Annotated in this window: 15 protein-coding genes; 7 read left to right on the forward strand and 8 right to left on the reverse strand. The window is 73.2% G+C overall.

Annotated features, from left to right (window positions below):
- Window positions 1-132: 132 nt before the first annotated feature.
- From BLT97_RS09575 to BLT97_RS09595, 5 genes are all read right to left on the reverse strand, one after another.
- The gene (locus BLT97_RS09575) at window positions 133-738 is read right to left on the reverse strand and encodes a GTP-binding protein (protein WP_093608388.1); all 606 of its coding nucleotides are present in this window, start codon (window positions 736-738) and stop codon (window positions 133-135) included.
- 186 nt (window positions 739-924) lie between these two features.
- Window positions 925-4,683: a hydantoinase B/oxoprolinase family protein gene (locus BLT97_RS09580; RefSeq protein WP_093608389.1), complete on the reverse strand. Its 3,759-nt coding sequence runs from the start codon at window positions 4,681-4,683 to the stop codon at window positions 925-927.
- 51 nt (window positions 4,684-4,734) lie between these two features.
- Window positions 4,735-5,130 carry a DUF742 domain-containing protein gene (locus tag BLT97_RS09585; protein WP_093608390.1) on the reverse strand — a complete coding sequence of 132 codons (396 nt, stop codon included), beginning with the start codon at window positions 5,128-5,130 and terminating at the stop codon, window positions 4,735-4,737.
- Between the two features lie 9 nt (window positions 5,131-5,139).
- Window positions 5,140-5,580 (reverse strand): roadblock/LC7 domain-containing protein, encoded by a 441-nt coding sequence (locus BLT97_RS09590; protein WP_093608391.1) that lies wholly within the window; start codon window positions 5,578-5,580, stop codon window positions 5,140-5,142.
- The gene (locus BLT97_RS09595) at window positions 5,577-8,627 is read right to left on the reverse strand and encodes a sensor histidine kinase (protein ID WP_093608392.1); all 3,051 of its coding nucleotides are present in this window, start codon (window positions 8,625-8,627) and stop codon (window positions 5,577-5,579) included. The genes BLT97_RS09590 and BLT97_RS09595 overlap by 4 nt, the downstream gene beginning before the upstream one ends.
- A 418-nt stretch (window positions 8,628-9,045) precedes the next feature.
- On the opposite strand from BLT97_RS09595, the gene BLT97_RS39085 reads away from it, so the two are divergent.
- Window positions 9,046-9,615, forward strand: a complete 570-nt coding sequence (locus BLT97_RS39085) for a hypothetical protein (protein ID WP_425442682.1) — start codon at window positions 9,046-9,048, stop codon at window positions 9,613-9,615.
- A 66-nt stretch (window positions 9,616-9,681) separates the two neighbouring features.
- Here the strand turns inward: BLT97_RS39085 and BLT97_RS09605 are convergent, their stop codons facing one another.
- Window positions 9,682-10,002: a bifunctional 3-phenylpropionate/cinnamic acid dioxygenase ferredoxin subunit gene (locus BLT97_RS09605; RefSeq protein ID WP_093608393.1), complete on the reverse strand. Its 321-nt coding sequence runs from the start codon at window positions 10,000-10,002 to the stop codon at window positions 9,682-9,684.
- A 439-nt stretch (window positions 10,003-10,441) separates the two neighbouring features.
- On the opposite strand from BLT97_RS09605, the gene BLT97_RS09610 reads away from it, so the two are divergent.
- The 6 genes from BLT97_RS09610 to BLT97_RS09635 all read left to right on the forward strand — a co-directional run bounded on the left by BLT97_RS09610 (window position 10,442) and on the right by BLT97_RS09635 (window position 17,920).
- Entirely contained in the window at window positions 10,442-11,185 is a 744-nt protein-coding gene (locus BLT97_RS09610) for an IclR family transcriptional regulator domain-containing protein (RefSeq protein WP_093609008.1), read from the forward strand.
- A gap of 141 nt (window positions 11,186-11,326) precedes the next feature.
- The gene (locus BLT97_RS09615) at window positions 11,327-12,412 is read left to right on the forward strand and encodes an S-(hydroxymethyl)mycothiol dehydrogenase (RefSeq protein WP_093608394.1); all 1,086 of its coding nucleotides are present in this window, start codon (window positions 11,327-11,329) and stop codon (window positions 12,410-12,412) included.
- The gene (locus tag BLT97_RS09620; protein WP_093608395.1) at window positions 12,412-13,038 is read left to right on the forward strand and encodes an MBL fold metallo-hydrolase; all 627 of its coding nucleotides are present in this window, start codon (window positions 12,412-12,414) and stop codon (window positions 13,036-13,038) included. The genes BLT97_RS09615 and BLT97_RS09620 overlap by 1 nt, the downstream gene beginning before the upstream one ends.
- Before the next feature lie 111 nt (window positions 13,039-13,149).
- Complete coding sequence (locus BLT97_RS09625) at window positions 13,150-15,549, forward strand: GcvT family protein (RefSeq protein ID WP_093608396.1); 2,400 nt, start codon at window positions 13,150-13,152, stop codon at window positions 15,547-15,549.
- 116 nt (window positions 15,550-15,665) lie between these two features.
- Window positions 15,666-16,781: an N-methyl-L-tryptophan oxidase gene (gene solA, locus BLT97_RS09630; RefSeq protein WP_093609010.1), complete on the forward strand. Its 1,116-nt coding sequence runs from the start codon at window positions 15,666-15,668 to the stop codon at window positions 16,779-16,781.
- Between the two features lie 14 nt (window positions 16,782-16,795).
- A complete protein-coding gene (locus BLT97_RS09635; RefSeq protein WP_093608397.1) occupies window positions 16,796-17,920 on the forward strand; it encodes an aromatic ring-hydroxylating oxygenase subunit alpha in 1,125 nt (374 codons plus the stop codon).
- A 44-nt stretch (window positions 17,921-17,964) separates the two neighbouring features.
- Here the strand turns inward: BLT97_RS09635 and BLT97_RS09640 are convergent, their stop codons facing one another.
- On the reverse strand, window positions 17,965-22,644 hold the full coding sequence (locus BLT97_RS09640) for a hypothetical protein (protein ID WP_093608398.1): 4,680 nt from the start codon (window positions 22,642-22,644) through the stop codon (window positions 17,965-17,967).
- Between the two features lie 50 nt (window positions 22,645-22,694).
- Window positions 22,695-23,588 (reverse strand): hypothetical protein, encoded by an 894-nt coding sequence (locus BLT97_RS09645; protein ID WP_093608399.1) that lies wholly within the window; start codon window positions 23,586-23,588, stop codon window positions 22,695-22,697.
- Window positions 23,589-23,595 lie beyond the last annotated feature (7 nt).

Below are 23,595 nucleotides of genomic sequence, written 5' to 3' on the forward strand. Positions count from 1 at the left end.
GGGCGGCCACGGTCCGTGCAGGCCGTGGCCCGAAGGTCTGAGACCGGCGGGTCTCGTCATACGACGGCTCGCACCCCTGTCGGCGGGGGTGCGGGCCGTCGGTCTGCAGCGTCCTTCGTCGCTACGTCGTCGCTACGTCGCCGCGGGCTGGCGCGCCTCCGCCGCCTTCGTCATGGCGTGTTCGACCAGGCTGATCAGGACGGTCTTCGCGGACTCCCGCTTACGGGCGTCGCACAGCACGACCGGGACCTCTTCGTCGAGGTCGAGGGCCTGGCGGACCATGTCGGCGGGGTAACGGGTCGCGCCCTCGAAGCAGTTGACGGCCATCATGAACGGTATGCCGCGCCGCTCGAAGTAGTCCACGGCCGCGAAGCAGTCCTCCAGGCGCCGCGTGTCGGCGAGGACGACCGCGCCGAGCGCGCCCTGCGCCAGTTCGTCCCAGAGGAACCAGAAGCGGTCCTGGCCCGGGGTGCCGAACAGGTAGAGCACCAGGTCGTCGCGGAGCGTGATGCGCCCGAAGTCCATGGCCACAGTGGTGGTGACCTTGCGCTCGACCCCGTTCAGGTCGTCGACCGGGCGGCCCGCCTCGCTGAGCAGCTCCTCGGTGCGCAGCGGCCGGATCTCGCTGACGGCTCCGACGAGGGTCGTCTTGCCCACGCCGAACCCGCCGGCCACGAGGATCTTGAGCGTGACCGGTTCGACCGGGGGCTGTCGGTGCCCTGTGCGCCCGAGGACCATGTTCTCCACTCCTGATCGCCGGCTTGCCGGACCGTCCTTCGATGAGCATCGGTCGGAACATCCTTTGCTCATACGGGAGTTCCGTACCCCGACTCTATCGGCGCGCGGCGCGCGGTTCACCGCGGGTGGGTGATCCTGTCCGCAACGGTTTCGCCGACGACCGCTTCCCGGTCGCGGAGCGGTCGTTCAGCGGTCGTCTCCGGTACTGGTTCCATCGCTTTCGGTCCACGGCTCTTCGTATGGCCCACGCTCGAGCTCTCCGTGTCCACCGCTCCCCGGCGCTCCGTACCCGCCGCCGCCCGGCGTCTCGACGACCAGCACGTCTCCGGGGGCCAGTTCGGCGGAGTCGCTCCCCGCGAGGGTCTCGACGCTGCCGTCCGCCCGCTCGATCCGGTTGGCGCCGAGCGCCCCGGGTGCTCCGCCCGCCATGCCGTACGGCGGCACACGCCGGTGTCCGGAGAGCGTCGAGACGGTCATCGGCTCGCGGAAGCGGATCCGCCGCACCGCCCCGTCGCCGCCGCGCCACCGGCCCGCTCCCCCGCTGCCGCGCCGTACGGAGAACTCCTCGAGCAGCACCGGCAGCCGCCACTCCTGGACTTCGGGGTCGGTGAGGCGGGAGTTGGTCATGTGCGTCTGCACGACGGGCGCGCCGTCGAAGCCTTCGCCCGCGCCGGATCCGGAGGCCACGGTCTCGTAGTACTGGAAGCGCTCGTTGCCGAACGTCACGTTGTTCATGGTGCCGGAGCCCTCGGCCTGGACGCCGAGCGCCGCGTAGAGGGCGCCGGTGAGGGCCTGGGAGGTCTCTACGTTGCCGGCGACCACGGCGGCGGGCGGGCGCGGCGCGAGCATCGAGCCCTCGGGCACGATGATCCTCAGCGGGCGCAGACAGCCGTCGTTGAGCGGGATGTCGTCGGCGACGAGGGTGCGGAAGACGTAGAGGACCGCCGCGTTCACGACGGCGTACGGGGCGTTGAAGTTTCCGGCGAGCTGGGGCGAGGTGCCGGTGAAGTCGAGGGTGGCGGTGCGCTGTTCGCGGTCCACGCGCACGGCGACGCGGATCGTGGCGCCGAGGTCCGTCTCGTAGGCGTACTCCCCGTCGTCGAGCGCGTCGACGACCCGGCGCACGGCTTCCTCGGCGTTGTCCTGCACGTGGCGCATGTACGCCTGGACGACGTCGAGGCCGAACTCCTCGATCATCCGGGTGACTTCCTCGACCCCCTTGGCGTTGGCGGCGATCTGGGCACGGAAATCGGCCAGGTTGGTGGCCGGATTGCGGGAGGGGTACGGGGCCTTGGTGAGCAGGTCCAGGGTCTCCTGCTCGCGGAAGCGGCCGTCCTCGGCCAGCAGCCAGTTGTCGAAGAGAATGCCCTCCTCGTCGATGGTGCGGCTGTGCGCGGGCATGGAGCCGGGGGCGATGCCGCCGATCTCCGCGTGGTGGCCGCGCGAGGCCACGTAGAAGAGGATCTGCCGTCCGTCCTGGTCGAAGACGGGGGTGATGACGGTGACGTCGGGCAGGTGGGTGCCGCCGTGGTACGGGTCGTTGACGGCGTAGGCGTCGCCGGGGCGCATCGCAGCGCCGCGGCGCCGGATCACCTCCTTGACCGACGTGCCCATCGAGCCCAGGTGCACAGGGATGTGGGGCGCGTTGGCGACGAGGTTGCCGTCCGGGTCGAAGAGGGCGCAGGAGAAGTCGAGGCGCTCCTTGATGTTCACGGACTGGGCGGTGGATTCGAGGCGGGCGCCCATCTGCTCGGCGATGGACATGAAGAGGTTGTTGAAGACCTCGAGCAGCACGGGGTCGGCCTCGGTGCCGGCCGCGAGCCCCTCGGTCTGTGTGGTGCGCCGCATGACGAGGTGCCCGTGGCCGTCGAGTGCCGCCTGCCAGCCCGCGTCGACGACCGTGGTGGCGTTGGCCTCGGTGACGACGGCCGGTCCGGTGACGGTGCGGCCGGGGCCGAGCTCCTCGCGGCGGTGCAGCGGGACCTCCCGCCAGGCGCCTCCGGTGTGCAGGCTCACCTGCTCGGGCTCGCCCGTCCCCGCGGGCGCGAGGCCGAGCAGGTCGGGAGCCTCGGTGAGACCGGTGGCCTCGACAGAGACCGCTTCGACGACGAGGGGCCGCTCCATGGTGAAGGAGTACGTGGCGCGGTGGCGCCGCTCGAACTCCGCGCGCATCGCCGCCGGTTCGGCCAGCGCGACGGTCAGGGCGGTGTCGGTGCCGTCGTACCGGAGCTGGGCGCGGCGGGTCACCCGGATGCGGTCCTCGGGGATGTCCTCGGCGAGCAGCTCGTCGCGCGCCGCCGCTTCCAGTTCGTCGGCCGCCTGCCGTACGCGGGGCATCGAGGCGTCGTCGAGGGGCGCCTCCAGGGACTGTTCGCGCATCGCCGTCGTGTCGGCGAGCCCGATGCCGAGGGCGGAGAGCACGCCGGCCATGGGCGGGACGAGGACGGTGCGGATGCCCAGCGAGTCGGCCACGGCGCAGGCGTGCTGGCCGCCCGCGCCGCCGAAGGTGGTGAGGGCGTAGCGCGTGACGTCGTGGCCCTGCTGGACGGAGATCCGCTTGATGGCGCCGGCGATGTTCTGCACGGCGATCTGCAGATAGCCCTCGGCCACCTGCTCGGGGGTGCGCGCGTCGCCGGTCTGCTCGCGGATGCGCTCGGCGAGGTCGGTGAAGCGCTCCCGTACGAGGCCGGCGTCGAGCGGTTGATCGCCGTCGGGGCCGAACACCCGTGGGAAATGGGCGGGTTGGATGCGGCCGAGCATCACGTTGGCGTCGGTGACCGTGAGCGGGCCGCCGCGCCGGTAGCAGGCCGGGCCCGGATCCGCGCCCGCCGAGTCGGGTCCCACCCGGTAGCGGCTGCCGTCGAAGTGCAGGACCGAGCCGCCGCCCGCGGCGACGGTGTGGATGTCCAGCATGGGGGCGCGCAGCCGGACCCCGGCGATCTGCGTGGTGAACACCCGCTCGTAAGCGCCCGCGTAGTGCGACACGTCGGTGGAGGTGCCGCCCATGTCGAAGCCGATCACCCGCCGGAATCCGGCCAGTTCGGACATGCGCGCCATGCCGACGATCCCGCCGGCCGGGCCGGACAGGACGGCGTCCTTGCCGCGGAAGCGGCCTGCTTCGGTGAGTCCGCCGTTGGACTGCATGAACATCAGCCGCACGCCCGGAAGTTGGTCCGCGACCCGGCGTACGTAGCGGCGCAGGACCGGCGAGAGGTAGGCGTCCACGACGGCCGTGTCTCCGCGCGGCACCACCTTCATCAGCGGGCTGACCTCGCTGGAGAGCGAGATCTGCGGGAAGCCGATCCGGCGGGCGAGGGCGCCGACGGCCTGTTCGTGCTCGGGGTGGAGGTGGCTGTGCAGGGTGACCACCGCGACCGCGCGGATGCCGTCCTCGTACGCCCGGCGCAGGGGTCCTTCGAGGGCGTCGAGGTCGGGCGGGGTCAGGACCGTGCCGTCGGCGGCCCGCCGCTCGTCCACCTCGATGACCCGCTCGTGGAGCAGCTCGGGCAGCACGATCGCGCGGGCGAAGATGTGCGGGCGGTTCTGGTAGGCGATGCGCAGGGCGTCGCGGAAGCCCTTGGTGATGACGAGGAGGGTGCGGGCGCCCTTGCGTTCGAGGAGGGCGTTGGTGGCGACGGTGGTGCCCATGCGGACGGCTTCGATGCGGACCGGGTGCGGTGAGTGCGCTGCGTGCGCTGCGTGCGCTGCGTGCGCTGAATCCGTCGGGCCCGACGGGTCCGACGTGTCCGCCGTGTCGCCCGGGAGTGCGCCGCCCAGGAGTGCCCGGATGCCGGCCACGGCCGGGTCGTCGTACCGGCCCGGGTTCTCCGAGAGGAGCTTGTGGCTGACGAGGCTCCCGTCGGGGCGGCGGGCGACGATGTCGGTGAAGGTGCCGCCGCGGTCGATCCAGAACTGCCAGCCCGGTCCGTGCGCCTGGTCCGCCACGTGGGCCTCCTCCGCGGTTCCCCTGCGGCGGCCCGACGTCCGGCATACGGGTCAGAGCGCGCGCAGTCCGGTGATCACGTCGCGAAGGATACTCTCGTCCGGCAGCTCGGCCGGGGGTACGGGCCGGGTGACATGGACCAGTTCGTCCTCCACCAGATCGCCGATGAGCACCCGTATGACACCCAGGGGAAGATCGAGCCCCGAGGCCAGCTCCGCCACGGACTGCGGGGCCTCCTGGCAGAGCTGGATGATGTCGACGTGCTCGGGCGAGAGGGTCTGGTCCGCCTCGGCGTCGTCGGCGTGCGGCTCGGGGACCACGAGGGCGATCAGATCGAGGCGGTGGCGTGCCGCGCCGGCGGTGCGGCCCCGCGTCATCGCGTAGGGGCGCACCACCGGGCCTGCGTCGTCGTCGTACCAGTGGGGGGTCGCGCTGCCGTCGTCGCTCATGCCCTCCTACTACCCTCCCGAAGACAGATCGGTGCGTGGCGCGGTGCCCAGATGTACGCCCACCCGCTTGACCAGGAGCGTCATCTCGTAGGCGACTTGGCCGACGTCGGAGTCGGCGTCGGACAGGACGGCGAGCGCGCTGCCGTCGCCCGCGGCGGTCACGAACAGGAACGCGTCGTCCAGCTCCACCACGGTCTGCCGGACCCGGCCGGCCTCGAAGTGCCGGCCCACGCCCTTGGCCAGGCTGTGGAAGCCGGAGGCGACGGCGGCCAGGTGCTCGCTGTCCTCCCGGGTGAGGTTCTGCGAGACGCCGGTCGGCAGGCCGTCGCTGGAGAGCACAAGTGCCTTGCGGATGCTGGCGACCCGGTCGACCAGATCGTCGAGAAGCCAGTTCAGCTCCCCGGACGAACGGAAGCCTGCGTGCTGCGCTCCGGTCCTCGGTGTGGTCATCGACCGTTCCCCTCGGGTGTGGTGCTGGGTGCGGTGTCTTCGGCCGCTGCTTGATCGTCCGCCGGGGCATCGGCGGGGGGTGGTGCGGTGGTGTCCGGCTCCGTGTCCGCGTCCGGGGTGCGTGCCTCGGCACCCGGCGTGGGGCGCGCGTCGTCCCGTACGGGGTCGCGGGTCTCGTCGCGTACGAGGCCGGGTGACTCCTCCCGTACGAGGCCGGGTGACTCGTCCCGTACAGGATCCGGCGTCTCGTCGCGTACGAGCGTCGGGCGCCGACCTGCCGTGTCCGTCCCGGCCGTCGACGTCCCGACCCTCTCCATCCCGGCCGTCTCCGCGCTCTCGCCCGTCTCCACGCGGCCGCGCTGCCAGCCGCGCTGGAGCGAGGCCATGCGGCTGCGGACCTCGTCCGCGTCGCGGTCGGCCGCGGGCTCGGTGCGCTCCCGCGTGGTCTGCGCGGCGTCCGAGGTCTTCAGCTGGGGCGCGAGGCTGGCCTGGCGGACGCGGCGGGGCAGGATCTGCGTGGGCGTGTCGACGGGGCCGGCTCCGCGGTCCTCGGCGGATCCGGTGCGGCCGTCGGCACGCTCGCGTTCGCGCCGGCGCTCCGGCTCGACGGGGCCCGTGCCGGACGGTTGGGCGTCGGCCGGCTGCGCCTCGGCGGCCCCGGCCGCAGCGGACCTGGCGTCCGAGGGCTTGCCGTCGGGCCGTTCGCCCAGGGTGCGGCCGTGGGAGCTGATGAGTTTGGGGGTACGGCGCCGGGGCAGCGGCACCAGACCGTCCACCCCGCGCGGTGCCCCGCCGTCGGGGCGTACCGTCTCCCCGCCCTGCTCACGGGCGTCCCGCGCCTGCTGGTGCTGTTCGCCCGTGGCCTCGGTGAGGTGGCGGCGCGGCCGGAACAGGCCGCCGCGCTCGCTGTCCTCGTCCTCCAGGTCGAGGGCGCCGCCGAGGTTGCCGAGCACGCCGCGGCCCGGCGCGGCGGCCGGAGCGGGTGCGCCGTCCAGGCCCTCGAGGCCCAGCGGCGCCTCCAGCTCCACCGGGCCGTCGAGCACGTCGCCGCCCAACGGCGCGGGAGGCAGCGTCAGTTGGGCCAGCCGCGCCTTGCGGTCCGCGTCCCGCTCCATGGCCTCCAGGTCGACCCGCAGACCCGAACCCTCGGTGTCCGAGGGATCGGTGAGCAGCGCTTCGGGGATGAAGACGACCGCGGTGGTGCCTCCGTAGGGCGACTGGGTGAGCGAGACGCGCACGCCCTGGCGCTGGGCGAGCCGGCTGACCACGAACAGGCCGAGCCGGTCGGTGTCGGAGAGTTCGAACTCGGGCGTCTCCGCGAGCCGCAGGTTCGCCTCCAGGAGCGCCTCGGAGGTCATGCCGAGGCCGCGGTCGTGGATCTCCAGGGTGAATCCGCTGCCGACGCGCTCGCCGACCACCTGCACGGCGGTGTGCGGGGGCGAGAACACCGTGGCGTTCTCCAGGAGTTCGGCGATCAGGTGCGTGAGGTCGGCGACCGCCGTGCCCTGCGCGGCGATCCGCGGCAGGCGGCGCACCTCGATCCGCTCGTAGTCCTCGACCTCGGCGACGGCCGCGCGCACGACGTCCATCAGCTGCACCGGCTTGCGCCACTGCCGCGAGGGCGCGGCGCCCGAGAGGATCACCAGGCCTTCGGCGTGCCGGCGCATCCGGGTCGTCAGGTGGTCCAGGCGGAACAGGTCCTCGAGTTCCTCGGTGTCCTCGGTCCTGCGCTCCATGGTGTCGAGCAGGGTGAGCTGCTTGTGCAGCAGGACCTGGCTGCGGCGGGCGAGGTTCACGAACACCTCGGAGACGCCGCGGCGCATCTCGGCCTGCTTCACGGCCGCGTCGACGGCCGCGCGCTGCAGGGTGTTGAGGGCCTGGCCGACCTGGCCCATCTCGTCCTTGTCGTGTTCGAGGAGGGGCGCCTCGGTCTCGACGTCGACGTGTTCGCCGGCGGCCAGGCGGCGCATCACGCCGGGCAGCCGTACGCCCGCGGCCTCGTGGGCGTCGTCGCGCAGATGGGTCAGGTCGCGGACCAGTCCGCGGCCGATACGGATGGACATCACCAGGGCGAAGACCAGGGCGAGCAGGCCGAAGAAGCCGACGAGCACCGCCTTGACGAGGACCCCGATGGCGACCGGTTCGACGCGTTCCTTGTAGCGGTCGCCCGCGGCCTTGGTGAGGTCGCCGACGTCGTCGAGGGCCCGGCCGGCCGCGGCGTCCCAGGCCCGTGCGGTCAGGCCGCCGGGCTTCTCGTCGCCCGCGCCGACCACGGCCTTCTCGGCCTCCAGGAGCGCGGTGACCGAGGCGCTGTCCCAGAAGCCCTCGAAGCGCGCCTGCTCCTCATCGGGCAGCGCCTCCAGACCGCTGGCGTAGGTCACCTCGCGCTGGGCGAGCAGCGCCTCCGCCTGGTTCCAGGCGCCCTTGTCGTAGTGGCGTACGCGCAGCGCCCCGGCCATGACCGCGTCCTCGCGGGACAGGAGTTCACGGCCGCGGGCCAGCACGATCAGGGAGCGGGCCTGCCGGTCCATCTGGAGGTTGTCCATGGCGTGGGTGGCCATGAGGTAGCTGAAGCAGGGCTCGATGAGCCGCGTGTACTGCTCGAGCGCGCTCGACCGGCTGACCTGTCCGTCGTCGACGGAGCGGCGCAGGGAGTCGAGGGTGTCGAAGGCCTCGATGATGGCGTCGAGGCGGCGGTTCGAACCGTCGTCCATGATGTCGCGCACGTCCTCGTCGCCCGCGGACGAGCGGATGCGCTCCACCATCTGGTCGGTGACCGCCCGCTTCTCGGCGAGATCGGTGCGGTCCTCGGCGTTGCCCCGGTCCGCAAGGTGGACGAGCGTCTGCCGGCGTTCCTCCTGGATGACACGGATCGTGTCGTCCAGCGGATAGCCGATCTCGTCCACGATCGTGGCCACATCGAGGAGTTGTACCGCTTCCCGGCCCGTGATGTACGTGCCGTAACCCCAGACGACGGTCAGCGACAGCAGCGGCACCAGGAGCAACGCCACGATCTTCCGGCGGATGGACTTCCCGCGAAAGCGCATGGCCTCCCCCATAACGGCCCCCGGCAGGGAGCGCGACGTCAGAAACGGCGTGAGCCTACTACTGCCACTCGAACAACTCGAAGGGGTGTCCGACACCCTTTCGCATCCGACTCCCTTCCGTGCGTACCGAGTTGTCCCCCCTTACCGCCACATCACCGCCCTTTCCGCGGCCGGACCCACCCGTCGAGTTCTCGCCACAACTGAATTGCTCTTGGCCGGAATTACTCGAACCGACCGGTTCGGCCGGGAATCTTTCCAGGGCGCCGGTCGTCACTACGAACGGGAAGACGGGGCACACGTTCAGGCGGCACTCCGCATGACAGCGGAGTGAACCGGGTCAAATCCGGGCAGCTACTGATGAGTCGGACCCGATAGGGAGCGGATGCGTCCGACTGTGGGGAGTGGGAGTGACGTGCTGATGGGGACGGCGGAGCGGCGGGGGCCTGGCGGCGAGCTGTGGGTCGAGGAGCCGGTGGGGACGCGCAGACTGCCCGATCCGGTGCGCACCGCGGCGGTGCGGGCCGTGATTCTGGGGTCGTTGACGCTGATCGCGACGACGGTGGCGTTCTTCTGCACCGTCGCCGGCTCGTCGCTGGCGTTCCCCATGGTGCTCGCCAGCGTGGGCGGCACCGTGGTGTCGACCTGGGGCGTCCTCGACGTCTGGGTGACGCGCCAGGTGTGGAACCAGCGCCATGGCGTGGTCTCCACCCCGCGCAGCACCGCGCGCAGGCTGCGCAAGGAGCGGCGTCAGGCACGGCGGCAGGCGCGGCGGTCGGGGAGCGGGTCGGCTAGGGCGCGGCCTGCGAAGGCTTCGACTTCGAGCCCTGGAGCGGCTCCGGCTCCGGCTCCCGCATCGGGCCCCGCGTCAGCTCCTGCGTCAGCTCCCGCGGCGGCTTCGGTTCCGGCGGCAGCGCCCGCCGTGGCCCCGGCTCCCGTCCCGGGACCGGCCCGTTCGCCGCGGGAGGACGCGGCGGGCATACGGGTCTGAACTCCCGTGCGGGCCCTGGGAGATGCTCGGGCGTGCGGGCCTGACCCCGCACGCCCGCAGGCTCCCTCAGGCCACCCCCTCCTGCTCGGCCGGCGGCTCCACATGGATCACGCCGTCGATCACGGCGACGCGGTGCGTGCGGACGGGACGGCGCGCCGGCAGGCAGCTGGGTTCGCCGGTGCGCAGGTCGAACGAGGCGGCGTGCAGCGGGCATTCCACCCGGCAGTCCTCGATCCAGCCCTCGGACAGCGAGGCGTCCTGGTGCGTACAGGTGTCGTCGAGGGCGAAGAGCTCGCCGTCGCTGTGGAAGACGGCGATCGGGGGTTCGGTCTCGACGCGGACGGCTTCACCGTCGGGGAGGTCGTCGACAGGGCAGACGGGAATCATGGGGCCCCCAGTGCGGACGGACGGGGAGGGTCGAGGTCGCGAGCCGCCGTGACGGCTCCGGGGAGGTGTCGTGGCGCGGGTGCGTGTGCCGGTGGCGGTTCGCGGGATCCGACGAGCGGTGACGGACGGGGTCCGGCCTTGCGGTGATCCGCAGCGCAGTCCGCCGGAGCGGTACCGCGCGTACGACCCTTCGGTAACATCGTGTTGCGCACGGCGCGTTGGAGCGCGCTCTGCGCAACAGAATCCGGGCGGGAAGCGCATCACGTCAAGCACTTCCCGCGGAAGCGGCCCGGACCGGCCGCCTGGGGGTGACCAGCGAGCGATGAGCAGCAGGCGGGACCGGGCCCGGGACAACGGCTCCGGCACGGGCGAGTCGCCCGGGCAGCGGGCCGCTTCACCCGCGCGCGGACCCCGTTCGGCCAAGGCGCAGGCGAGTTCGGTGCAGTCCGTTGAGCGCGCCGTGAGCGTCCTCGAGATCCTGGCGGAACAGGGGGAGGCGGGCGTCACCGAGATCGCCGAAGAGCTCGACGTGCACCGCTCCACCGCCTTCCGGCTGCTCGGCGTCCTGGAGAACCGGGGCCTGGTGTCCCAGGCGCAGGACCGCGGCAAGTATTTCCTCGGCGCGGGTGTGCTGCGGCTGGCCGGGGCGGCGGCCGTACGGCTGGACATCTCGCAGGAGGGCGCGCCCCTGTGCCGTGAACTCGCCGACGAGCTGGGCGAGACGGTGAACATCGCGGTCCTCGACGACGACGCGGCGGTCAACATCATGCAGGCCCGCGGCTCGGCCTCCGTGACGGCCCAGAACTGGCTGGGACGCCGCACCCCGCTGCACGCCACCTCCAGCGGCAAGGTGCTGCTCGCCCACCAGCCGCCGGCGCTGCGCGAGGGCCTGCTCGCCCGCACCCTGCCCCGCTTCACCGACCACACGGTGACGGGCGCCGGTGCGCTGCGCGACCAGCTGCGGACGATCGAGGAGCGCGGATTCGCCCTCGCCATGGAGGAGTTGGAGATCGGGCTGACGGCCGTGGCCGCGCCGGTACGGGCGCACGACGGCAAGGTGATCGGGGCGCTGAGCATCTCGGGGCCGGTGTTCCGGCTGACCGAGGAGCGCCTGCGCGAGCTCGCGAAGCGGGCCGTGGACCGGGCGGACGAGCTGTCCCGGCGGATGGGCTACGCGCTGTAGCCGTCCCGGGCGCTCCGGCCGAACACGGTCAACACCGCCCAGAACCGCGCCCGTCGCCCCCTTGACGGTTTCCGCACGCCGTTCCCACTATGTCTCTCATCGCGCAACACTTCGTGCAGAGCGCAACAGTTGGGGTGAGTCATGTCGTACGAGGTCCGTGCCGTCGTCGCCATGAAATCCGGTGCGCCGGTCGAGGTGCAGACGATCAGGGTCCCCGATCCCGGACCCGGCGAGGTCCTGGTGTCCGTGCAGGCCTGCGGGGTGTGCCACACCGATCTGCACTACCGCGAAGGCGCGATCAACGACGAGTTCCCGTTCCTGCTCGGCCATGAGGCTGCGGGCATCGTGGAGGTGGTGGGCGAGGGCGTCACCGACCTCGCGCCCGGTGACTACGTGGTGCTCGCCTGGCGCGCGCCCTGCGGCAGCTGCCGTTCCTGTCGCCGCGGCCGCCCCTGGTACTGCTTCGATTCGCGCAACGCCGCCCAGCCGATGACGCTCCTGGACGGCACTCCGCTCAGCCCGGCGCTGGGCATCGGCGCCTTCGCCGAGAAGACCCTGGTCGCGGCCGGGCAGGCGGTGAAGATCGACCCGGCCGCGCGGCCCGAGGCCGCCGGGCTCATCGGCTGCGGTGTGATGGCCGGTTACGGCGCGGCGGTGAACACGGGCGGTGTCTCGCGCGGCGACACCGTCGCGGTGATCGGCTGCGGCGGTGTGGGCGACGCGGCGATCGCCGGGGCCTCGCTCGCGGGTGCCCGGCGCGTCATCGCGATCGACATCGACGACCGCAAGTTGGACGGCGCCACCCGCTTCGGCGCCACGCACACGGTCAACGCGCAGGGCACGGACCCCGTCGAGGCGGTGCGCGAACTGACCGAGGGCTTCGGCGTCGACGTGGCCATCGACGCGGTCGGCCGGCCCGAGACCTTCAAGCAGGCCTTCTACATGCGCGACCACGCGGGCACGGTGGTGCAGGTCGGCGTCCCCGACCCGCGGATGACGCTGGAACTCCCGCTGATCGACGTGTTCTCGCGCGGCGGCGCGGTCAAGTCCTCCTGGTACGGGGACTGCCTGCCGAGCCGGGACTTCCCGATCCTCATCGACCAATTCCTCAGCGGAAAGCTGGACTTGAACGGATTCGTGTCGGAGACCATCGCCCTCGAACAGGTCGAGGCGGCCTTCACGAAGATGCACCGCGGCGAAGTCCTCCGCTCGGTAGTGGTTCTCTGATGACGGCGAACGGCCCGGTGCGCGCCGAACGGGTCGTCACCTCGGGGACCTTCAGCCTCGACGGGGAGACCTTCGACGTCGACAACAACGTCTGGCTGATCGGCGACGACGCCGAGGTCCTGATCGTCGACGCCGCGCACGACGCCCCGGCGATCCAGGCCGCCACCGCCGCGCGCCGGGTCACCGCCGTCGTCTGCACCCACGGCCACGACGACCACATCGGCGCGGCCGTCGAGCTCGCCGGGCTCACGGGTGCGCCGGTGCTGCTGCACCCCGCCGACCGCGAGCTGTGGTCGGCGGTGCACCCGGACCGCAAGCCGGACGGCGACCTCACCGACGGCCAGTCCCTGGAGGTCGCGGGCGTCTCGGTGCGTGTGGTCCACACCCCGGGCCACACCTGGGGCAGCTGTTCGCTCCATGTGCCGTTCCTGGACGCCGTGTTCACGGGCGACACGCTGTTCCACGGCGGTCCGGGCGCGACCGGCCGTTCGTACTCGGACCGCCCGACCATCGAGACCTCGATACGGAAGCGGCTCCTGGTCCTACCGGCCGGCACCGTCGTCCACACGGGCCACGGTCAGGACACGACCATCGGCGCGGAACGCGCCAACGTGCCGCACGCCTAGCAGACCCCGCGCCCGGCCCGGCCCCCGCCGACCGCACGTCGCCCGCCGACCGCACGTCACCCACCGCACGTCGCCCACCCACCGCACGCAGCCACGCACGCGAGGAGGGTCATGTCCGGCACGCCTCCGACTCCACGCAAAGTGATCATCATCGGCGCCGGCATCGTCGGCTGCTCGCTCGCCGACGAGCTGACGGCCCGCGGCTGGAGTGACGTCACCGTCCTCGACCAGGGCCCGCTCCCGGCCGCGGGCGGCTCCACCTCGCACGCTCCCGGCCTGGTCTTCCAGACCAACCCGTCCAAGACGATGACCGAACTCGCCGCGTACACCGTGGGGAAGCTCACCGCCCTCGGCGCCTTCGACGCGGTCGGCGGCCTGGAGCTGGCCACCACCCCGGAGCGCTGGGCCGATCTGCACCGCCGGGCCGGTCTCGCCGCCTCCTGGGGTGTACGCGGCGAGCTGATCGGGCCGGCCCGGTGCAAGGAGCTGTGGCCCACGCTCGACGCGTCCACGCTGTACGGCGGCTTCCTCACCCCCGACGACGGTCTCGCCGACGCGGTACGGGCCTGCGCGGCCCAGATCGGACAGGCCACCGCCCGGGGCGCGCGCTTCCTCGACCGGCACACGGTCACCGGCATCGAGCGCGCCGACGGACGGGTCACCGGAGTCGTCACCGACCGGGGCAGCTTCCCCGCGGATCTGGTGGTGTCGGCCGCGGGCTTCTGGGGACCGGTGATCGGGCGGATGGCCGGGGTCGACGTCCCGCTCCAGCCACTGGCCCACCAGTACGTCCGCACCGGTCCGGTGGACCTGCCCGCGAACGCCCCGATCCTGCGCCACCAGGAACGGGACCTCTACTTCCGGCTGCACGGCGACCGGCTCGGCATCGGCTCGTACGCGCACCGCCCGCTGCCCGTGGACCCGGCGACGCTCCCCGCATACGACGAAGCGCCGGTCATGCCGTCCTCGCTCGCCTTCACGCCGGAGGACTTCGCGCCGAGCTGGGAGGACTGCCGGGCCCTCATGCCGGGGCTGCGCGAGGCCGAGGTCGCGGAGGGCTTCAACGGGATCTTCTCCTTCACGCCCGACGGCTTCCCCGTGCTCGGCGAGAGCCCGGAGCTGCCCGGCTTCTGGCTGGCGGAGGCGGTCTGGGTGACGCACTCGGCCGGCGTGGCCCGGGCGGTCGCCGAGTGGATCACGACCGGGCACCCGGGCATCGACCTCCACGAGTGCGTGCTCACCCGCTTCGAGGAGGCCCAGCGCTCCCCCGCGTATGTCGCCGGGCGCGGCGCCCAGCAGTTCGTCGAGGTGTACGACGTCCTGCATCCGCTCCAGCCGATGGTGCAGCCGCGCCCGCTGCGGGTGAGCCCCTTCCACGCCAGGCAGCAGGAGCTGGGGGCGTTCAGCCTGGAGGGCGGCGGCTGGGAGCGCCCGCACTGGTACGAGGCGAACGCCCCGCTCGCCGAGCAGCTGGACCTGCCCGCGCGGGACGCCTGGTCGGCCCGCTACTGGTCGCCGATCGCCGCGGCCGAGGCTCGGGCCACCCGCGAGACGGTGGCGTTGTACGACATGACGCCGCTGCGCCGCCTGGAGGTGGCCGGTCCGGGTGCCCTGGAGTTCCTGCAGCGCATGACGACCAACAACCTTGCGAAGCGGCCCGGTTCGGTCACGTACACCTTGCTGCTCGACGAGCGGGGCGGCGTACGGTCCGACCTCACGGTGACCCGGCTGGGGCCCGACCGCTTCCAGATCGGCGCCAACTCCCCAACGGACCTGGACTGGTTGACCCGGCACGCGCCGTCCGGGGTGACGCTCCGGGACATCACCGCGGGCACCTGCTGCATCGGCGTGTGGGGTCCGCTCGCGCGCGACCTGGTGCAGCCCCTGACCCGGGACGACTTCTCGCACGAGGCCTTCGGCTACTTCCGCGCCCGGCAGACGTATATCGGCCACGTACCGGTCACGGCCCTGCGCCTGAGCTATGTCGGCGAACTGGGCTGGGAGTTGTACACCACGGCCGACCTCGGGCTGCGGCTCTGGGACACGCTGTGGGAGGCCGGGCAGGGGCTGGGGGTGATCGCGGCGGGACGCTCGGCGTTCAACAGCCTGCGCCTGGAGAAGGGTTACCGCGCCTGGGGCCAGGACATGACCGACGAGCACGACCCTTTCGAGGCGGGACTCGGCTTCGCGGTACGGATGGACAAGGAGTTCCTGGGGCGCGAGGCGCTGGACCCACAGCGCCCGCTGCGGCGGAGGCTGACCGCGCTCACGCTCGACGATCCCGCGGCCGTGGTCCTCGGCAAGGAGCCCGTGCACGTCGACGGACGCGTGTCCGGTTACGTCACCTCCGCCGCGTACGGGTACACGCAGGGCCGCTGTGTGGCGTACGCGTGGCTGCCCCCGCTGCCCTCCGGGACCGGTGTGCAGATCGAGTATTTCGGCGAGAAGGTCCTCGCGACGGTGCGGGACGAACCGCTGTTCGACCCGGAGATGCGCCGGATCCGCCGCTGAGCGGCCTTGACATCCTGCTGTCGATCGGCCGCCACGGCCGCTGAGGAGGCCCCACGGTGTCCCGCACCAGCTCCCCCACCCGCACCTACGACGTGATCGTTCTCGGACTCGGCGGCATGGGCAGCTCCGCCGCCTGGCACCTCGCCGAGCGCGGGGTGCGGGTGCTCGGCCTGGAGAAGTTCGGCCCGGCGCACAACCGCGGCTCCAGCCACGGCGGTTCGCGGATCACCCGCCAGTCGTACTTCGAGGGCGCCGCGTACGTCCCGCTGCTGCTGCGCGCGTACGAGCTCTACGAACGGCTGGAGAAGGAGACCGGCCTGGACATCGCCACCCTGTGCGGCGGCGTGATGGCCGGCCTGCCCGACAGCCGCACGGTCGCGGGCTCCCTGGAGTCGGCCCGCACCTGGGATCTTCCGCACGAGCTCCTGGACGCGGCCGAGATCCGCCGGCGTTTCCCCACCCTCTCCCCCGCGGACGACGAGGTCGCCCTGTACGAGGCACGGGCGGGGCTGCTCAAACCGGAGAACACCGTCACGGCCCAGCTCCGCCTCGCCGAACGCGCGGGCGCCGACCTGCACTTCGAGGAACCGGCACTCCGTTGGGAGGCCTTGGGCGACCATGTCCGCGTCGAGACCGCCCAAGGGACCTACACCGCGGGGCAGTTGGTGATCTGTCCGGGTGCGTGGGCGCCCCAGATCCTCTCCGGGCTCAGTCTGCCGATCACGATCGAGCGGCAGATCATGTACTGGTTCCAGCCGGCCGGCGGGGTGGAGCCGTATCGTCCGGAACGCCATCCCATCTACATCTGGGAGGACTCCGCGGACGTCCAGATCTACGGCTTCCCGGCGATCGACGGTCCGGACGGCGGCGCGAAGGTCGCCTTCTTCCGCAAGAACGGCGCACCGTGCACCCCCGAGACCATCGACCGGACCGTCCACCGGCACGAGATCGACGCCATGGCCGCGCAGGCCCGGCGTCATCTGCCCACGCTGCCGGGGACGTTCCTGCGGGCGGCCACCTGCATGTACTCCACCACGGACGACGAACACTTCGTGATCGCCCGGCACCCCGGTCATCCGGACGCGGTGACCGTGGCCTGCGGATTCTCCGGGCACGGCTTCAAGTTCGTGCCCGTCGTCGGCGAGATCCTGGCCGATCTCGCGCTGCGGGGTGCGACGGAGCACCCCATCTCACTCTTCGACCCGCGACGGTTCGCGCCGCCGCCCGTGTGAGAGGCCCCACCGCCATGACGTCCGCGCCTGCCTCCAGCGCCTCCAGCCTGCGCGCCACCCTCCCCGGCTCCGCCTACACCGACCCGCAGGTGTTCCTGCGGGAACAGGAGCGCATCTTCGAGTCCCGGTGGATCTGCGCCGTCCGCGCGGCCGACCTCCCGAAGCCGGGGGCGTACCGCACCGTCCAGATCGGCCGCGAGTCGGTGCTCGTGACCCGCAACCGCCACGGCGGGCTGCGCGCCTTCCTCAACGTGTGCCGGCACCGGGGCGCCCGGCTGTGCACCGCCGAGTCGGGTGAGGTCCGCCGCAACCTCCAATGCCCGTACCACGCCTGGACGTACGACCTCGACGGCAGGCTGGTGGCCGCGCCCAACCTGTCGAAGATGCCGGACGTGGGCCGTGCGGCGTACGGGCTGCGCGCGGTGGCGCTGCGCGAGTGGCTGGGCTATGCCTGGGTGTGCCTCGCCGACGCCCCTCCGTCCTTCGAGGAGACGGTGATCGGCGCGGCCACCGAACGGCTCGGCGACCCGGCCGCGATCGAGCGCTACGACGTCGCGGAGCTGGCGCTCGGCCGCCGTATCACGTACGACGTGCGGGCCAACTGGAAGCTGATCGTCGAGAACTTCATGGAGTGCTATCACTGCGCGACCATCCACCCCGAACTGACCGAAGTGCTCCCGGAGTTCGCGGACGGTCTCGCCGCCCAGTACTTCGTGGGGCACGGCGCGCTGTTCGGCGAGGAGGTGAAGGGGTTCACCGTGGACGGCAGCGCGGGCTTCGCGCGGCTCCCGAAGGTGGCCGAGGCGCAGGACCGCCGCTACTACGCCGTCACCGTCCGGCCCTCGGTGTTCGTCAACCTGGTGCCCGACCACGTGATCCTGCACCGCATGTACCCGCTGGCCGTGGACCGCACGGTGGTCGAGTGCGACTGGCTGTACGCGCCGGAGGTCGTGGCGTCGGGCGCGGACGTGTCGGCGTCGGTGGAGCTCTTCCACCGCGTCAACGCCCAGGACTTCGAGGCCTGCGAACGCACCCAGCCGGCGATGAGCTCGAAGGCGTACCGCGACGGCGGGGTCCTGGTGCCCTCCGAGCATCACATCGGCGGGTTCCACACCTGGGTGCGGGCGCTCCTGGACTGAGCGCCCGCCCGTGCCTCGCGCCGGGGCTCACCGCCCGGCCGCGGTCAACTCACGCTCTCCACGGGCCGCTTGAACATCCGCGTCGCCGTGATCTCGCCGTGCACCGTCTCGCCGTCCGGGCGCTGCTGCGGCAGGCCCGGGCGCAGGTGCTCCTCCACGCTGATGTACTTCAGGCCCGCCCTCAGGTCCGCGTCGTTGCGCAGCCGGATGACCAGCGGGAACTCGGCGAGCGCCGTCGTGTCGAACAGGCCGGTGGTGTAAAGGAGCTGCACGCCGAGCGCGTCCGAGACGGCGCGCTGCAGCTCCAGGAGATACGTGGCGTTGGCGCGGCCGATCGGATTGTCGAGGAACAGCGTGCCGGCGTGGCGGTGCTTGTCGCGCCCCCGGTCGTTGCTGCGCAGCGCGGCCATCGTGCAGTACAGGGCGATGGCCGCGGTGAGCAGCTGGCCGCCGGAGAACACGTCGCCCATCTGCCCGACGGGCACCCGCTCGGCGCGCAGCACCGCGTCGGGCTTGAGGATCTCCACGGCGATGCCGCGCGGCTGCAGCGCGGCGTGCACTCCCCTGAGCAGCAGGGACATGCCGTCCCTGCTCAGGTCGGAGTTCTTCTTGACGGCCGCGCGCGTGGCCTCGTCCACGACCTCGCCGAGCCGCTCGGTGAGCGTGGCCTGATCGGGCTCCTCGAAGCGGATCCGCAGGAACTCCTGCCCCGACCACTCGCCGAGCCCTTCGGGCAGCTGCGACAGCCGCTGGGCGGAACGCAGCGTGGCGAGCGCGGACTCGACGAGGCCGCGAAGGCGGTCGACGATGCTGTCGCGGTTGCGCTCCAGCTGCGCCAACTCGTCGGTGAGCACGCGCAGTCGGGGCGCGAAGGCCTCGGCCCACTTCTTCGCGTGCTCGGGCAGTACGGCGGCGGGCAGTTCGCGGATCTGCTGCCGCGCGGGGGTGCGTACCTGCTCGTAGCGCGTGGAGTTGGCATGCCGGACGAGGACGTCGCTCGCCTCGCGCACGGCGGCCTCGGCGGCCGAGAGGTCGGTGGCACAGCCGCGCAGCGAACGACGGGTCTCGCCCGCCGACTGGCGGGCCTCTTCGAGGGTGCCCGGGAAGGGCTCCGGCTCGCTCTCCGCCTCGTCGTCGGAATGGTGGTCGCGCAGCAGGTCGCGCAGGAGCGCGGCGGTCTCGTCGAAGCCGCCCGCGCCGTCCTCGGCGGCCCGGTGCGCGGTGAGCAGCTCGGCGTGGTGCTCGCGGGCGGTGCTCAACGCGTCGGTGCAGGCGGCCAGTTCGGCGGTGGCGGTGCGCAGCAGCGCCTGTGCGTGCTCGGCGTCCTTCGGGGTGCGGTCCTCGGGCAGCTCGGTGTGCGCCTCGCCGTCCTCGGGTGCGTGCCGCTCGGCCTCGCCGCGCAGCCGGCCGAGCTGCTCGCTCGCGGCGGAGGCGCGGGTCTCCAGCATCTGCACCAGGGACTCGGCGCGCGCGGCGGCGGCCTGCCGCGAGGGCCCGTCGGCGCCGTCGGGTCCTTCGAGGAGCTGGGCGGCCCGGGTGCGGACCTTGTTGCTGAGCCGGTCGAGCTCGGCGAGGGCCGCGGACTCGTCGGACTCGGCACGCGCCTGCTCGGCCCGCAGGTCGGCGCCGACGCCGACCTTCTCGTACAGCTGGGAGGCGGCCCGGTAGGCCTCGCGCAGGGCGGGCAGCGGGGCCTTGGGTGCCTGCTCGTCCAGGGGTACGTCGTCGGGGGCGCCCGCGATCTCGGAGCGCTCGGCGCGCAGGGCGCGGGCGGTGCGGTGGGCGTCGTCGGCGGCGCGCTGGGCGGCGCGGCGGTCCTCGTCGGCGGCGCGGGCACGCTCCAGGCAGGCCTGCGCCTTGGCCTCCGACTCGGCCGCCTCGTCGGCCAGTTCACGCAGCTTGACCTGCCAGCCGGCCCGCTCGCGCAGCCGGAACGCCAGACCGGCCAGGGCGTCCGCGGTGCGCCGGGCGCGCTGGGCGGCGTCCTGCTTCTCGTCCCGGACGCGCGCGGCGTCGGCCGCGGCCTCGTCGGCCTCGGCGCGGGCGGCCCGCGCCTCGGTCAGCTCGGCCTCGGCCTCCTCGGCGAAGGTGCGCGCCGCGCTCGCGGCCGCCTCCAGCTCCGCGAGCCGCCCTGCGGGGCAGCCGGTGCGCCAGGAGGCGAGCCGTGCGGCGAGCTCGCGGTCCTTGCCGAGCCGGGCGGCGAGCGCGCGGATCTCCTCGTCGCGCTGCGTGGCGCGGGCGCGCAGGGCCTGCCGCTCCTCGTCGGCGGCCTGCTCGTCGTGCATCGCCGGGTTCGGCGGTACCAGGAAGACCTCGGCGGGCCCGTCCTGCTCGGCGGGCGTGGGCGCGAGCAGCGCGGCGGCCGTGCCCACGGCCACGGCGGAACGCGGCAACAGGGCGGCGGCGCCGAGGACTTCACGCGCGCGGGCGTGCGTGTCGGGGTCGGTGATCACCACGCCGTCGACCAGCTCGGGGCGCGCGGCGAGCACCCGGGCGTGGTCGGCGGGCGCCACGGCCTGGGCGAGGTAGCGCCAGCCGGGCAGGGCGGGGATGCCGTGCTCGCCGAGGTACTCGACGGTGGCGAGGACGTCGGGGCCGGGCGGGAGCAGTCCGCCGTCGCCGAGGGCGCCGAGGATCCGGGAGTCGTCGGCGGCGGCGGTGCGCAGGTCGAAGAGCTGGCGCTCGGCGGCCGTCACACCGCTGTCGAGCAGCTCGCGCAACTCGTCGGCGTACCGGTCCAACTCGATCGCGGTCAGGGGGCCTTGCGGGCGGGCGGCCGACTCGCCGTGGGGCCGTGCGGCCGACTCACCTTCGCCTTGGTCGTCGGTGCGCGGCTTGGGGACTCCGCCGCGGGCCTCCGCCCCGGACACCGTCTCGCGGCCGGGCAGTCCGAGCAGCTCGACGAGCCGCTCCTCGGCCGCGAGCGCTTCGGCCGTGCGCAGCTCCGCCTCGTAGGCCTGACCCGCGGCCTGGGCCGCGTCGGCGGCGCGGGCCGCCGTGAGCTCGGCGCGGGCCTCGGTGGACGCGGCTTCCTTGGCGCGCTCGGCGGTGACGCGGGCGGCTTCGCGGGCGGTGTCCCAGGCGGCGACGGCGCTCTTCTCGGCGTCGCTCGCGGCGAGCGCGGCACGGGCCGGGTCCGCGTCGGGTGCGGTGTCGTCCAGCCAGCCGGCCCGTACGGCCTCGGCGGTCTCCTGCTCGACCTCGCTGAGCCGCTGCCGCAGATGCCCGATCTCGCTGCGGGCGCGCTGGGCGTCGGTGGCGGCCACGGTGGCGTCGCGGTGCGCGGCCTCGCCGGCCTCCTGGAGCGCGGCGGAGCGCTCCTCCTCCTCGTCGGCCAGCCGCTCGGCGCTCTCGGCGGCGGTGTGCAGCGCCCGTACGAGGTCGGCGGCGGCCTTGGCGCGGGCGGCGAGCGCGGGGGCGGCGTCCCGCTCGGCCTCGCGGATCGCGGCGGCCACCCGGGCCGAGCGGTCGGCTGCGGCGCGGGAGCGGAGGACGGCCTCGGCGGCCTGCCAGGCGGAGTGCAGGGTGCGGGCGTCGGCCAGCTCGCGCTTCTGCGCTGCGGCGGCCTTCTCGGCCGCGGCGAGCGCCAACGAGGCGTGCCGGTAGGCGAGTTCGGCCGCGATGAGGGCGCTGGCGCCGCGGGCCCGCTCGGCCTCGGTGACGGTGTGCGCGGCGGTGGTGACCTGCTGCGCGAGCTCGGCGGCCCGGGCACGCTCCTGTACGGCGCGCGCGGAGAGGCGGCGGGCGAGGCTGCGGGTGCGGCGCTCGGCGCCCGCGTGCACCTCGCGGGCCCGGGCCCGGGTCTCGGTGGCCTCGACGATCCTGCCGAGCAGGTCCACGGACCCGGCCGTGAAGTCGCGCTCGGCGATCAGCTCGGCGCGCCGCCCCAACTTGTTGCCGAAGCCGCTGACCAGGTCGGCGAGCCCGTCGGTGTCACGGGTGTCGGTGACCGCGCGCAGCAGCAGGTCGGTGAAGTCGGAGTCCTTCTTGACCGCGAAGAGTCCGGCGGCCTCACCCTCGTCGGCGTTCATCTCCCGCTGGTAGCGGAAGAGTTCGGGGTCGAGGCCGAGGTCGCCCAGGTGCTCGTTCCAGCGGTCGTGGATCTCCTCCCAGTGCACTTCGAGGTGCGGGTACGCCTTGCCCGCCTCGGTGAGCGCGTCACGGAAGCCCTTCATCGTGCGGCGCCGCCCCTGCGCGCCCGAGGTGCCCTCGGCGACGGGCCGTACCGCCGTGGACTCCGCCACCGGCAGGTTGTCCAGGCTGAGGCCGGGTCCGGGCCGGAAGGAGTACCAGGCCTCGGCGAACTTCCGCGGGTCGTTGGAGACTTGGCGCCCGCGCCACTCGCTGACCTTGCCGACGACCACGCACTCGCCGGTCAGGGTGTGCTGCCACTCCAGGGCCACGTGCCCGCAGTCGTCGGCGAGCAGGAACTTGCGCAGCACACCGGAGCTCGCGCCGCCCAGGGTGTTGCGGTGGCCGGGCAGCATCACCGAGAAGATCAGCTTGAGCAGGACGGACTTGCCGCCGCCGTTCTCCAGGAACAGCACGCCGGCCGGGGCCGGGCGCAGCTGCGGCCCGGTGGGCTCCTCCGCGAAGAACTCCGCCTGCTGCGGCGCGGGGTCGGGCACGGGCTCGCCCACACCGCGCAGGTCAAGGACCGTGTCGGCATAGCGCGCACCGGCGGGGCCGATGGAGTAGAGGCGGACCCGGGACAGCTCGTACATGGCGGACTCTCGTGAACGGAGGGGCGGGGCGAAGGGGCGGGCGGGTGCGGTCAGGGGGTGTCGGCGTGGAACGGCAGTCCGGCCCCCGCCACCAGCTCCAGGTCCTCGCCCGCCGTGGGCACGGTCAGGCTCGCGGAGCCGTCGCTCACGGGGACCACCCCGAGGTCGAGCAGCTCCGCCATGGCGGCGGAACCGGCCATGTCGCGCACCTGCAGTTGATAACGCGGCGTCGTGCGATACGTACCGCCCGAATCGTCCCCGGTGCGCTGCAGGAACCCGGAGTCGGTGAGGAAGGCGGCGGCCTTGGAGACGATGCCGGTGGTCGAACCGGCAAGCCGCCGTGCGTCCTTGGTGGCACCGGTCGAGCTGCGCCGCGCCCAGATCCGCCAGGCGGACTCCAGGCCGGGGGCGTCGGAGGCGGGGTCGGTGTTCTCACCGGCCTCCTCGGCGCGCTCTTCGAGGCGCTGACAGGCCTGGCGGACGAAGGCGTCCACGCCGTTGACCGTGATCCGGCCGATGTAGCCGTCGTCGGCGAGGTCCTCGGGCCGCGGGAAGGCGAGGGCGGCCATCGCCAGGTGGGCGAGGCCGTGCAGGAAGCGGTCGCCCGCGTCGGAGGAGGCACGGCGCGCGTAGTCGCCCATGCGCACGGCGAACAGCGAGTCCTCGGCGGCGGTCACCGCCATGCCCGCGCGCGGCGACACCTCGAGGACCACCAGGCCGAGTCCGCTGGCCACGGCGTCGGCGAGGCGGGCGAACGGCGGGTCCTCGCGGTAGCGGCGAAGGAGCTCGGCGTACTCGGCGTCGCGTGCGGGCAGCAGCTTGGGCTGCAGGCCGAAGGAGACCAGGCGTGCCGCGTCGGCGGCGTCGGCGGGGGTGACCGGCGCGGCCGCGGGGCGTGCCTCGGGCTCGCCCCAGGTGCCGGTCTCGACGTCCTTGTCGGTCACGGGCGGG

It is taken from the genome of Streptomyces indicus (genome assembly GCF_900100315.1).
Lineage (GTDB): Bacteria > Actinomycetota > Actinomycetes > Streptomycetales > Streptomycetaceae > Streptomyces > Streptomyces indicus.

Excerpts from the sequence above, each read along its gene's own strand:
- BLT97_RS09605 (WP_093608393.1), bottom strand. The coding sequence starts at position 10,002 with ATGATTCCCGTCTGCCCTGTCGACGACCTCCCCGACGGTGAAGCCGTC.
- BLT97_RS09625 (WP_093608396.1), top strand. The coding sequence starts at position 13,150 with ATGTCCGGCACGCCTCCGACTCCACGCAAAGTGATCATCATCGGCGCC.
- BLT97_RS09590 (WP_093608391.1), bottom strand. The coding sequence starts at position 5,580 with ATGACCACACCGAGGACCGGAGCGCAGCACGCAGGCTTCCGTTCGTCC.
- BLT97_RS09575 (WP_093608388.1), bottom strand. The coding sequence starts at position 738 with ATGGTCCTCGGGCGCACAGGGCACCGACAGCCCCCGGTCGAACCGGTC.
- BLT97_RS09620 (WP_093608395.1), top strand. The coding sequence starts at position 12,412 with ATGACGGCGAACGGCCCGGTGCGCGCCGAACGGGTCGTCACCTCGGGG.
- BLT97_RS09615 (WP_093608394.1), top strand. The coding sequence starts at position 11,327 with ATGTCGTACGAGGTCCGTGCCGTCGTCGCCATGAAATCCGGTGCGCCG.
- BLT97_RS09635 (WP_093608397.1), top strand. The coding sequence starts at position 16,796 with ATGACGTCCGCGCCTGCCTCCAGCGCCTCCAGCCTGCGCGCCACCCTC.
- BLT97_RS09585 (WP_093608390.1), bottom strand. The coding sequence starts at position 5,130 with ATGAGCGACGACGGCAGCGCGACCCCCCACTGGTACGACGACGACGCA.
- BLT97_RS09595 (WP_093608392.1), bottom strand. The coding sequence starts at position 8,627 with ATGCGCTTTCGCGGGAAGTCCATCCGCCGGAAGATCGTGGCGTTGCTC.
- BLT97_RS39085 (WP_425442682.1), top strand. The coding sequence starts at position 9,046 with ATGGGGACGGCGGAGCGGCGGGGGCCTGGCGGCGAGCTGTGGGTCGAG.
- BLT97_RS09640 (WP_093608398.1), bottom strand. The coding sequence starts at position 22,644 with ATGTACGAGCTGTCCCGGGTCCGCCTCTACTCCATCGGCCCCGCCGGT.
- solA (WP_093609010.1), top strand. The coding sequence starts at position 15,666 with ATGGGCAGCTCCGCCGCCTGGCACCTCGCCGAGCGCGGGGTGCGGGTG.